Consider the following 12641-nt stretch of genomic DNA (forward strand, 5'->3'; position numbering starts at 1 on the left):
GTCGCAAACATACCTAATGAAGTGTTCGATGAATATCTCCTTCTAGGCTATCTATATCACTGACAATAGTTTTTCCGTTAGCGACATCGTAGCTCGAAAACCCTTGAACAAAATGTTTAGTTTTTGAACCTGCGTTTTTCAAAGAAATGGTATTTATGTACTCTTTTTCATTTTCACTAAGAACGTAATACAGCGTGCCATTGTCTACTTTCACATGATAGAAACCCACTGGCAGCGATATATTCATCGCGACCAAGGTGTTATCTTCGAGGTCAACGCGATATAAATTATTGCTCTTTTGCTCAATGAGATAGTAGTGGTCAGAATTCTCACTATCCGTTAATCCATATGCCCATAAACCATCCTGCTGAACAATACTTTTATTCTCTAAATCAATAACTATTAATTCAGGATTACCACTGTTGACGGCGGTAATTGCAGCGCTGCTATCACCTAAAAAGTCCAAAGAAATAATTGGATCTGTGCTCGTGTATAAAAGGTACTGTTCCGATAACTCAGTGATTGGCAGGCCACCCATGAGCGTTTCAATGGGTAACAAGTACACTTGGTTTCGGGCGTTGAGCAAGATATGCGAATCATCGGCAGAAACAGCCAAATACCCTATCCAATAAGGCTGAGCAAAATTGCTTACCGCCTGGGCATAGTTGGCTTTATGATCGGATGAAAACAGCTGCCGATAGCCATTGCGCTCCGATATAAATAAGTGCTTTTCGCTTTGGTGAAACAGCGCAGGATAAATATCATTTACCCTTGAGTTATCAATAGCAACACCATTATTCTCAGCATCCAACCATCTAAGGTTATAATTTTTTTGCTCCGTGCTAAATACAATATTTTTGCCATCGGGAAACAACGACATGCCTGACGATAGCCGCTCAGCGGTATTGATAACCACACTCGCGTTATCGCCACTTAGTTCACTTTTCAAAATTTGATTTACTGGCGGTGCGCCGTAGTAATAAACTTGCGTGGAATCATGGTGCCAAATCGCCTCGTAAACAGGCTGGTTGAACTTAACTCCTTCGGTAACCTTGCCACTGCTCAGATTGATCGACAAAAGCTGCGTTTTAAAATCGCTATCCGTGCTCATGATCAATAGCTTCTCGCCATCAGGAGAAATATCAAGGCTGTGATGCCCCCAACCATCAGGTTCAACTTGAGAAACCAAATGATGTGCTTTACTTGCTATATCAAAAGCATAAATTTGATTCGGCCAAAAATTTTTTGGTTGAGCTGCGTAGTACAGCTTTTGTTGCTGCGCGTTGTAGTCGATATCTTTTAAGCGCTTATCACTGCAATCGAATAATTGTTCAGTTGCACTTAACCGTTGTTTGGTTTGACTAGGCGAAGAAAGCTCAGCGCGATATACCGCGCAGCGCCGTTGCTGTTTGTCGAGAAAAAATAGCTCGGTAGTTTGGCCTGCTTCACCCAAAACGATAGCGATAATTTGGCTGATGTTGTGCTCATTGGTGTCGATTTGTTTGAGCGTTGAAGTATCTAAATTTTTAACCCAAAGCTCATATTCGCTGCCACTCTGCCTTCTTTTTAAACGTTTTTTCAGACTTTTTTTCAAGTAGTAAAGATGTTTACCATTTGGGTGCATACGCGCAGAGCTTTCAATGCCGGATGTCCGTGTCAGCGCTTTTGAAGAATAACTTTTATTATTTTCAATACCGATGCTGCGATAAACCATGAAAAAAACAGAGGCCATTAGTATGAATATAAATATCGCTATGAGGGTTTGGTGTGGCTTTTCTGCAAGCCTATTCAATCGTTCCTTCGATTGGCTAACGGGGTGGCTAGTGGATTGGCTAATTGACTGACTAATTGAGCGGGTCACACAATCAGCTTGCTCACTATGGTTAATCTCATCGCCCGCAACAACTCCGCAAATTAACCGATAGCCACGCTTTGGCACCGTCTGAATATAGCGAGGGTTTTTAACATCATCGCCCAGCGCTTTACGCAAGTTTGCAACCTGTTTATTAATGGCATTATCAGTAACTAGCGCCCCTTTCCAAAGCTTGTCGAGGATATTTTGTCGTGACACAAGATTATTGGGCTGTGCACTAAACAGCAGCAAAAGCTCAAACAACTTTGGCTCAATTATAATCTCTTGCTGTGTTTCCTTGTGTCGTAAAATTCCCTGCTCAACATCAACGACAAACTCACCAACTTGCTTCATAAGGTATTGTATTAATAACTAAAAATAATTGACCTATTTTGAGCTTACCACACGCTCCTCAAGATGGGAAAAACACTAAGTTAGGCCACGTTCACGCTTGGAACACCATCATCAAATAGCCAAATTCACCTTTTCATCACCTTTTTTCCTCTGTTTTTCATTATTTTTCGTTGAAAAAAAGCAAGGGTAGCTCTGCACATTTAAGTGAGTTAACAAGCAGGAAGATCTAATGACTAAAAACCTCATCATAGTGATAACATTAACCCTATTGGCCTTAATACATAACGCACAAGCAAAGGTAAGAGGCAGCTCAACACTTGATGGGCTTTACTCAACAATACTCGACGAGCAACGTGACTTAATCGTACAGCTACCTAATAGCTATAATTTAAACAAAAGCCGCAATTACCCTGTGCTGTACCTGCTCGATGGTCAAAGAAACTTTCAACATGTCGTCGGCACGTTAGATTTACTCAATCAGTCTCACATGGCTGACGAAATGATCATTGTTGCGATTAAGAACACACATCGTACACGCGATTTCACCCCAACATATGACGAGAGCTACAACCGATGGGGAGTTTCTGGCGGTGCTGATAAATTTCTCGACTTTATCGACCAAGAGCTTTTTCCTTATGTGAACAAAAAGTATCGCACTAACGGCTTCGATATCATCTCAGGGCACTCGCTCAGTGGTTTACTGGCAATATACTCGCTACAAACAAGGCCATCACTCTTTCAAGCGCACTTTGCCTTTAGCCCGAGTTTATGGTGGCACGAAAAGACCGTCATAAAGAATGCAAAAACGTTTTACGCAGGTAAACAGCCATTAAACAACTATTTGTATACCAACATGGGCAATGAAGGTGGTCATATGTTGGCTAGCTTTCAGCAGTATAAAGAGCTACTGAAAAGTACCGCTCGGCAACGCTTTGGTTACCACGCCGATTTAATCGAGCAGGAAGGCCATAACACCACTGCCCTTGTTGGCCATAACCAAGCTTTTACTCAACTATTTAAACACTTATCGCCTCCGCAAACTGATATTAACCAGGGCTTAGAGGCTGTTTTGCAATTCTACAAAGAAGCTGCCAAGCAGTATGGCTCAGCACTCAAGCCAAGCTACCAAACGTATAAAAATCTTGCTTACGCTGCTTTAAAGGAAAAAGAATTCGTAAAAGCCATTCAAATATTTGAAGCATACATCGATGCCTACCCCAACAATTCAGACGCTTATTTTCGTCTAGCACAGGTACACGAAATGAATAATGAGCCCAACAAGGCAATTGAAATGGTGGATAAGGCTTTGTCGCTAAGCCAGATAGAAAATGTCGAAAACAACGCATTTAAAACTTATAAAACTCACCTGCTGGGGCTAAGGGAAAAAGCGCATTAGCAGTGCTTATCGCCTGTATGTCGGGTAATTGTCTTGTCGGTAACGTTGTCATGACGTCCTAAAAATAACGCCTAGTTTCTAGAATGTTGATAACAATTTATCTCTATTCACGGGAAGGTAGGCTATGGACAATTTTATCAACGAGCCAATTGGAGCAATTCATACATTAGCTGCGGTTGTCGCACTTATCACTGGTGCGACAGTACTTGCCTCAACAAAAGGTAATGCTCGGCATAAAACATTAGGTTATACGTATATCGTTAGTATGCTTGTGGTTAATGTCAGTGCGATACCAATCACCAATATGTCTGGCAATATTGGGTTGTTTCACCTGTTTATACTGCTCAGTTTGCCAACCACTCTACTAGCAATTTATTACCCCTTGTCTGCTCGATTCTTTAGTAAGTTGTCTAGCAGCAATAAAGATAATTGGCTGATGCAACACTTTGCATTCACGTACTGGAGCTACGTTGGTTTAGTCGCCGCTTTTATCGCTGAAGTGATGGTGAGATTGCCAAGTATTATGCTTGTCGCTGACCGACAAGCCGTTAAGGAAACTGCTCTCGCCACAAATCACAGTGTTATCTGGGCATTTGCCATTATGGGCATTGTGATGTTTATTGCAGAATTACTGTTTCGCGTATGGCGAAAAAGACTCACAGTTGCCTAGTGCTTGTCGCCAATAAAGTGAGTCTGTTCAAATAAGTTACAAACATAAAAAAGGAAGGCACTTAGCCTTCCTTTCCATATTTTATGATTAATAAAATCAGATTAACGTTTCGCTTTTAAATCAACATCGGTATCAGCGAATAGATAAATAGTTGCGGCATATGCGGCAACGTTTTGTGCTAATTCGTCTGGGTTGATTTTATCTAACGTATCATCCGGCGTATGATGTAAATCAAAGTAGTCTGTACCTTCTTGGCTTAAGCGAATTGTTGGCACGCCTTTGTTATCCAATGGAATTATATCTGGACCGCCGCCTTTAACGTCTGAACCGCCGCGAACAATGCCTAACGGTGCAATAATTTTAGCAATCTCATCAACTAGCTTGGTCGCTTCTGGGTTAACGTTAGAAACCAGTTGCCAGATATTGCGCGCTCCAAAGTCAGACTCTGTCGCTAATACGTGATTGTGAAGGTTTGCTTCGTGCTTTTTCGCGTAAGCAAATGCGCCTAATAAGCCCACTTCTTCAGCACCAAACATTACCACGCGAATGGTACGTTTCGGGCGCTTAGGTAAGTTGGCAATTAACTTAGCTGCGGCAGTGGTGATCGCCACGCCAGCACCATCGTCAACTGCGCCAGTGCCTAAATCCCAGCTATCCAAGTGACCGCCAATTAACACAATTTCCTCAGGCTTTTCACTGCCAATGATATCGAGTACAACGTTACCGCTGGTAACTTCGCCTTTCCAATCAGAGCCAGAGTGAAGTGAAATCGCTAGTGGCTTGTTTAGGTTGTGTAAACGGCGTAAGTGGTCGGCATCAGGGTTAGAAATCGCAATCACTGGGATATTCGCCCATTTATCGCCATTTTTGCTCATCATGCCAGTATGCGGGAAACGGTGAGAATCAGAGCCAACAGAGCGAATCACTAGTGCACTAGCACCGCCGCGCTCAGCATGTTGCCAGCCAATTCGACGTTTTTGGTTTGACGGGCCGTAGCCAGCACCTGTTTGGCTTTTCACCATAGGCTCGCCATCAACAAAGGCGACTTTACCTTTTAAGCTGTCATCTTTAACCGCCGTTAATGCGTGAATATCTCGAAAGTAAACAATCGGTGCATTAATTTCTTTTTCACTTGGCGCGGCACCGCCAAGTGCTGACCCGTATAATTCTTGGTTGTAAGGTGATGTTAGCGCGATGTGTAAATGACCACGATCCCAAAACGGCATGGTGAATTCTTCAATCGCAACTTTGTCAAAACCTAACTCTTTACCTAAGTTCGCACCCCAGTCACGTGCACGCTTTTCAGCTTCAGAACCACCTAGGCGCGGGCCAATTTCCGTCGTTAATGACTCAACAATGCTAAAACCCAGCTCGCTTTTAAGCGCTGTTGCCATCAACTGCTGCGCAGTTTCTTTTTGTGCTGGCGTAATCGGCGATTCACCAGCGAATAGCGGCATACTCGCCACAGCTAACAAAGCACCACCTAACATAGCTTTGAGCGGTGCGTTTTTTAATAATTTCATTTTTGCTCCATGGGGTGAAACTATAATCTTTACATTATTTTTATTAGAAAGAGGCAAAGTCTATAACGTTAGCAGTGCTGACGCCAATTTTTTGGGAAGTTCTATTTAGTCTTAACTATCGATTATAGGAGGTCATAGACTAACTTCTGCGTGAATGAGTTTAAGCCTAGTGCATGTTAGAGCGAGTTGAAGTGGTAATACTCCCTAATATAAAAGATGTTTTTTAAAGCTGACGTTTGATAGCCTCTACTTGATTAGCGACTCTCAACATAAAGCGAGAGTCATGATTAAGCAATGTTAGTCGCTATACTGTTACAAGCTAATACTCAAAGTAGTGTATTAACTTAAGAAAATATATGCCTTAATTTACGCCAAAAACTCATAGACTCTTTGCTTTCGATGGATTTCGTAATAACCGGAACCTTTTTTAATGGAGATAATGCTTCTATTTCTTTTATTAATAGCTCTCCTGAGATTTGTGCCAATTCAATCACCTCAATCAATTTAAAAAAATTATCAATATCAAAGTAAATGTGGGCCCCTTTAGCTCCCGCATTGCTAATTAATAATGAAATACTGATTTGATCCGATTGTTTTTTTACAAAAATAGTAGGGGCTCCAGCGCAGTACTCTATATTCTCATAATCAGAAGAAATTTGGGCTTTTTGCAACTTAATAACTGTTTCCTTAGCTGCTTTTAAAGTGATAAGAAAACGCCAAAGACAGGACTTATTTAACGATTCTAGTGCAGGCTTTAGGCGACCATCAGTTGGAATTGCAAAGAAATCTAAGGTCCAATAATAAAAAGGCTGTTTACTTTCAAAGCGTTTTTCAAATGCACTAATACTAATAGGTTTATTAATTTCTTTATCAAACCAGTACGGACTAGTGTCATGAGGCCCATGGCATTTAGTAGCTAGACTTAATAAAAGTGTATCACCTGTTGAAGTCGGTACATCCAACTTCTTAGTTAAACTTTCTGACATTTGACATCCTTATCATATTTATACATTTATTTTGTTCCTACGAAAGAGCTCCTAGACAACCTCAGATTCAATACAGCCTTTGTTAAATAAAGGACATAATCAAAACAAACCGTTAATATTTATTTCTTAACCGCTTGATCTTAAAGGATTGTAGAAACCATCAACAATTAGCAGGAACATGCAAATACATTAGTACATTAACGCAAGAGTACAAAATAATAAAATTGAAGCTTTGAAAACAAAACTTACTTCGAAACTGAAAACGTCAACTAACCGAGCGTAGCTGAGATAATGAGCAATCGACGGTTATAAAGTGCAGCTTAGTTTTTTAACCTAATCAATATCATCCAGTGGCCAAGTAACGATATAGTCTTCATAAAACGATAAGTCGACTTCATTGTCTTTGATGATTTTACCTCGCACCGACATCCCTGCTTTGTGCATGGCTGCTTTTTTGCCTTTATGCAGCAGTGGGTGCCAGCTTGGCATGCCGCGGCCTTCACGCAAGCGGCGATAAGTGCAGCTTGGTGGCATAAAGAACACATCGTCTAAGTTGTCTTGGGTTAAACGCACGCATTCTGGTACTAGTTGGGTACGTTTTGCGTATTGGGTACAACCACAGGTTTTATCATTGAGTAGGTGGCAAGCAATATTGGAATACAACATTTGCTCGCCCTCGTTGATATAGTCGGTAGGTTTTAGCTCGTCTTCTTCTTCCGTTTCATCGTCTTCAATAAATTTGTGCAGACAACATTTGGCACAGCCGTCACATAATGACTCCCACTCTTGTCGAGTCATTTCTTCCAGCGATTTCACTTCCCAAAATGGTTTAATATCGGGCGTATTTTTTACTGCTGGTTTCTTTGGTTTAGCTGATTTTGCTTGCTTCGCCATAATTGCTGTGTCTGCCTATTGGATATAGAAAATTAAGAGCGGCGCATTATACACACTCTGCGGCGATGATTCTTTCTTGTTTTATCCTATTTAACCAAGCTACTTAAGCGAAGCCGATTGCGATAATCGGCTTCAGCTTATTTAAGTTAAGCAACTTGTGTTGAAAATTGCTGGTTGAGTATGTTTAAGTCTAGCTGATCGCCGCTAACAAGTGGCGCAACGCCTTTTGGCGTGCCTGTCATCACAATATCGCCCGGCAATAAGGTAAACTCGCGGCTAATAATCACTAATAAATCGCGAATGCTGCGCATCATCAGTTCAGTATTGCCTTGCTGCCTAAGCGCATTATTTACGCTCAAATCAAAAGCAATACTCGTTAAGTCATGACCTTGCGCCTTAATCTCTTCAAGCGCTATAAACGGTGACATTGGCGCTGATAAATCAAACGACTTAGAACGCTCCCATGGGCGACCTAATCGCTTTAACTCTTTTTGTACATCGCGCAAGGTTAAGTCTAAACCGATGCCGCAGCCCCAAATCGCAGCATCAATTTCTTCAACTGAAGCGTTAGACAGGGTTTCTTTGATCAGAATCGTCACTTCCACTTCGTTATGGCATTCACCGCGATCGTCAGGAATAACCAAAGGCTCAGCCAATGCGCAAAGCGCCGTATTTGGTTTTAAAAACAGCACCGCCTCTTCGTTGGCAATGCTGTTCATTTCCTGAATATGATCAAGATAGTTTTGACCAACACAAACGACTTTGCCAATAGGCAAATCAATCGCTGCGCCGCTAATATCCTTATGTTGATAATTGTTTATCATTTACTACTCCTGCTACTCAACCTTCCAGAACAACAACTATTGGTATATTAGTGCTAACTATTTAATTGGCGGAAACTTTATATGATCTGATAAGTGCCCTACCGAGCTAACAAAGTAGTACGACAAGTTCCAGTGCATTAAGCTTTTGTAGTTATCGTAAGCTAGGTAAGCACGCCCTTTTTCATCGTCAGGGAAAACCAGTGCAGCTTTAATATCGACTTTTGGCAGTGCGGTACCATCGGTACGACGAATGCCTAGTTCTTGCCATTCTTGCAAAGTTTTTTCGGTATTTGCCCATGCTTTTAGCCAGTTTTTGCGACTGCCGGTATTTTTAGGGATCGCCAGTGAAATATCGAAATCTTCAGGTAATTTCACTTGTCTGCCCCAAGTTAGGTCATCATTCCAACCTTCAGATTTTAGGTAGTTTGCCATAGAAGCAAATACATCTGCCTGATTACCCCAGATATCTTTTTTACCATCGCCATCACCATCAACCGCGTAGCTGATAAATGAGGTTGGCATAAATTGGTTTTGTCCCATGGCACCAGCCCAAGAGCCTTTCATATTTTCAACTTTGATATGACCTTCATCCAAAATGGTTAAAGCTGCCCAAAGTTGCTTTTTAAAGAAGGCTTCGCGGCGACCTTCATAGGCAAGCGTTGATAGCGCAGAAACAACATTGTAGTTACCCATAATTTTGCCAAAGTTGGTTTCCAGCCCCCATAACGCGACAATAAACCGCGGTTGAACGCCGTACTCTTCACCCACTTTAGTCAATAGCTCTTTGTGCCCTTTATAAAGCTTACGGGCGCGATCAATTTTCCACTTTGGTAAGCGCTTTGGTAAGTAGGTATCAAGGGTTTCAACGCGCTCTGGCTGATTGCGATCCGCTTTTACCGCGCGCTTATAAAAGGTGATATTGGCAAAGGTTTGGTCAACAAAGGCTTGGCTAAAGCCTTTGGCTAGCGCTTCTGTTTTTAACTGCTCAACATAAGTTTCATAGCTTGGCTTGGTTTGCTCTTGATTAGCGACATAATCAGCGTTTGCCATCGCTAGTTGAGGTAAACTTACCGAGCCCGCTAACATAGCAATTACTGAGGCAGTTTTAAGAATACGACTCTTGATAATTTGATGATAAAAACGATTCATTACGCGTCCTTTTTATTTTTAATATTCGGGGCTGCTAATATTGGGTAATTTTTACTTGCTGGCTCTATTTAGCTCTTTTTTATATAGGCATAGTGCTTACTGGAATAGCAGCATGCCAGCTTATTATTCCGAGGCAATTACTCTTCCGAAGCAATAGTTTTGCCTTGTTGCTTTAACATTTCTTTATGTTGGTCGAGCAAATTTTCTTGTGGTGGTGGTAGTTGAAGATAAAAACCTTGTTCACTCAAGCTTTCTTTCACTTTATCAATATCTGCCAGTGCTAGCTTTTCCTGCTTGGTTAAGTTCACCATGGTCACTAACACAGGTGTGCCAAAGGTTTTCATCAAGGCTTCAGGCACATCAGAGAAATCGTCGCGTTTGTTAATAAACAGGTAGGTTTGGTCTTTTTTCGGACTACGGTAAACCGCACATAATCCAGTCGGCGCAATTGGCATTTTTGTCAGCCTATTCATGGAAAAACAATAGAGGCCGCAATATAACATGTCGCGCTGTGTATGTTTATCATTAGTGGCTGATAATTGTTAACAATTGAGGTGGCGCCAAACGGTGATGATTCGGCGCTATTAATTAGATGTAGGATTAGCAGCTAGCGGGTGCTAAGTGAGATTGTTTTTTGAATCCCTAACGACTTAAAACAATGACTACTTAAAACAATGGCTACTTAAAACCACCATCGGCAAACTCGATTAGCGCTTCACCTGCAATTGGCTTACGCCATGAGTTGATCAAATCAACTGCCGCTGGTGATTGGTCAGCGCCGTTCAATTTAAAATAAAACGATAAAAACTGGTTAATTTGTTTCTTCGAGGCCAAACATTCAATCGCCAACTCGTGCTTATCTGCCACTTGCTGTAAAAAGTGTTTTACCTGCTTAAAGGTTTGTTTGTAACCTGGGTATTCGTCTAAACGGCGAAGTTTTGCAGGGTATGCGTCTTCTGGCGTTTGTGCTGCTTGCTTGAGCACGTTAATCATCGCCTTACCTTGATAACGCACATCTAGCGCTTCTACCCCTTCAATATTGGCCATCGCACGGACACTCATCGGCGAACGCTGCGCCACTAGCTGTAAGGTGTGATCTTTTGCGATAAAGCTGAGTGGCTGATCTTTCTTCACCGCTTTTTGATAGCGCCAACTGGCTAAAAATTTAAGGTTGTTAAGCTGCTTAGGTGATAACTTCCACGCCTGTTTCACGTTTTGATACAGCGTGTCTGGATCAATTGCCTGATACTTTTTCGCGATCATATTGGCTGACTCTTGCTGGCTCGCCGCTAACCAGCCTTTTGCTTCAATATCAGCCAATAACTTAGGAAATAGCGTGTACAAATGCTCAACATCGGCGGCAGCGTATTTCAGCTGATTATCAGTCAATGGTCGCTTCGTCCAATCGGTGCGAGATTCCGACTTATCCAGCTCAATATCTAAATAATGCTTAACCATGGCCGCATAACCCAGCGATAAGCCATGGCCTAAGAAAGTCATCATCACTTGGCTATCAATGAGGTTTTGTGGCGGCTTAGCACCTGCGGTCAGAAAAACCTCTAAGTCTTCAGAGCACGCATGCAACACTTTGGTGATAGCAGGGTTTTCCAGCAATTGCCAAAAAGGTGATAAATCGTCTAATGCCAATGGGTCAATCAGCGCGACTTGCTCGCCATCGCACACTTGCAATAAACCAAGCTTAGGCACTAAGGTTCGAGTACGAACGAACTCGGTATCCACGGTTAGCAGCTTTGCGGCTGATAATGATTCACATAGGGCAGTAAATTCGGCTTGGGTTTGGATAAAACGTTTTTGCACGCAAGCACACCTTTTTAAATTCTGAATATTTATATCGCTTGATTAACTAAACGCTTTACTGGTTGCATTCGACTACACATTTACTGAGTGCCAATTTCTCTCGTTAAAAAGAACCAGTCAGGCGCTTTTAAGGGAATGAAGAATAGCAAGTTACGCCAGAAACTAAAACAGCCCATCTGCAAGCAGAAGGGCTGTTTTGTTAATTTGGCTATTTTTTGCAACAAGCGCTAGCCATAAGCGCTTAAAATAAAAAGCTATTTGCGGTTGCGGCGTACCGATTGTTTATGACGTTGTTGATGCTTCTTAACGCTGCGACGAATACGGCGGTTCTTAGCGTTGTCGATCATCTTCTCGTTCACTTTTACTTTCGATTCGGTTTCTGGCGCAAGCTGTACCGCTTTGCGATAGTAGTTAACGTCTTTTAAGCCAAGCTCAGTCCAACCGCCCACGGGCAGTTGACGTTGCAACTCGATATCACCGTAGCGCACGCGAATTAAGCGGCTAACCTGCACGTCTTGGCTTTCCCATAAACGGCGAACTTCGCGATTACGACCTTCTGAAAGCACCACATGGAACCAGTGGTTACGACCTTCACCACCGCGATACATAATTTTTTGAAACTTGGCTGGGCCATCTTCCAGTTTTACCCCGTGGCGTAGACGCTGCAACATGGCTTCGTCGACTTCACCGAATACGCGCACTGCGTATTCACGTTCAATTTTATGTGATGGGTGCATTAAACGGTTGGCAAGTTCACCATCTGTGGTGAATAACAACATACCCGAGGTGTTAATATCTAAACGACCCACGGCAATCCAGCGACCACTTTCTAACGGTGGTAGGCGATCAAATACCGTTGGGCGACCTTCTGGATCTTTGCGCGTACACATTTCACCTTCCGGCTTGTTGTACATTAACACGCGACAAATTTGCTCTTGCTCGGGTTTGATGTTGACCTGATGACCGTCAACTCGTATCTGCTCGGTTCCTTCGACACGATCGCCAAGGAATGCTGTTTTACCGTTCACACTGACGCGTCCTGCGCTGATCACCGCTTCCATTTCTCGGCGGGATCCTTTACCTGCTCGCGCAAGCACTTTCTGTAATTTTTCAGACATAGGTCTTTATCTCGATACGTCAGTAGTTAGGCACTTCTGACTCATTAACAACATATT

General features: G+C 42.4%; 11 protein-coding genes. 2 read left to right on the forward strand and 9 right to left on the reverse strand.

Annotated features, from left to right (window positions below; translation table 11 throughout):
• Positions 1-13 precede the first annotated feature (13 nt).
• Positions 14-2206, reverse strand: coding sequence for a winged helix-turn-helix domain-containing protein (locus ACSLUR_RS10930; RefSeq protein ID WP_448554486.1), 2193 nt, complete (start codon positions 2204-2206; stop codon positions 14-16).
• A gap of 229 nt (positions 2207-2435) precedes the next feature.
• Between ACSLUR_RS10930 and ACSLUR_RS10935 the strand changes: the two genes are divergently transcribed.
• Positions 2436-3602 carry an alpha/beta hydrolase-fold protein gene (locus ACSLUR_RS10935; RefSeq protein WP_448554488.1) on the forward strand — a complete coding sequence of 389 codons (1167 nt, stop codon included), beginning with the start codon at positions 2436-2438 and terminating at the stop codon, positions 3600-3602.
• A 124-nt stretch (positions 3603-3726) separates the two neighbouring features.
• Positions 3727-4272 carry a DUF2306 domain-containing protein gene (locus ACSLUR_RS10940; protein WP_448554490.1) on the forward strand — a complete coding sequence of 182 codons (546 nt, stop codon included), beginning with the start codon at positions 3727-3729 and terminating at the stop codon, positions 4270-4272.
• 101 nt (positions 4273-4373) lie between these two features.
• Here the strand turns inward: ACSLUR_RS10940 and ACSLUR_RS10945 are convergent, their stop codons facing one another.
• The 8 genes from ACSLUR_RS10945 to rluB form a co-directional block, all read right to left on the reverse strand.
• Positions 4374-5762, reverse strand: coding sequence for a M20/M25/M40 family metallo-hydrolase (locus ACSLUR_RS10945; protein WP_448555099.1), 1389 nt, complete (start codon positions 5760-5762; stop codon positions 4374-4376).
• Positions 5763-6139: 377 nt separating this feature from the next.
• Positions 6140-6781, reverse strand: a complete 642-nt coding sequence (locus tag ACSLUR_RS10950; protein ID WP_448554492.1) for a hypothetical protein — start codon at positions 6779-6781, stop codon at positions 6140-6142.
• A 333-nt stretch (positions 6782-7114) separates the two neighbouring features.
• Complete coding sequence (locus tag ACSLUR_RS10955) at positions 7115-7675, reverse strand: YcgN family cysteine cluster protein (protein ID WP_448554494.1); 561 nt, start codon at positions 7673-7675, stop codon at positions 7115-7117.
• Between the two features lie 146 nt (positions 7676-7821).
• Positions 7822-8499, reverse strand: coding sequence for a fumarylacetoacetate hydrolase family protein (locus ACSLUR_RS10960; RefSeq protein WP_448554496.1), 678 nt, complete (start codon positions 8497-8499; stop codon positions 7822-7824).
• 57 nt (positions 8500-8556) lie between these two features.
• On the reverse strand, positions 8557-9549 hold the full coding sequence (locus ACSLUR_RS10965; RefSeq protein ID WP_448555101.1) for a lytic murein transglycosylase: 993 nt from the start codon (positions 9547-9549) through the stop codon (positions 8557-8559).
• Between the two features lie 236 nt (positions 9550-9785).
• Positions 9786-10103 carry a YcgL domain-containing protein gene (locus ACSLUR_RS10970; RefSeq protein ID WP_116000729.1) on the reverse strand — a complete coding sequence of 106 codons (318 nt, stop codon included), beginning with the start codon at positions 10101-10103 and terminating at the stop codon, positions 9786-9788.
• A gap of 223 nt (positions 10104-10326) precedes the next feature.
• On the reverse strand, positions 10327-11466 hold the full coding sequence (gene rnd / locus ACSLUR_RS10975; RefSeq protein ID WP_448554498.1) for a ribonuclease D: 1140 nt from the start codon (positions 11464-11466) through the stop codon (positions 10327-10329).
• 254 nt (positions 11467-11720) lie between these two features.
• On the reverse strand, positions 11721-12584 hold the full coding sequence (gene rluB / locus ACSLUR_RS10980) for a 23S rRNA pseudouridine(2605) synthase RluB (protein ID WP_116000731.1): 864 nt from the start codon (positions 12582-12584) through the stop codon (positions 11721-11723).
• Positions 12585-12641: the final 57 nt, after the last annotated feature.

This window comes from Thalassotalea montiporae (assembly GCF_053485855.1).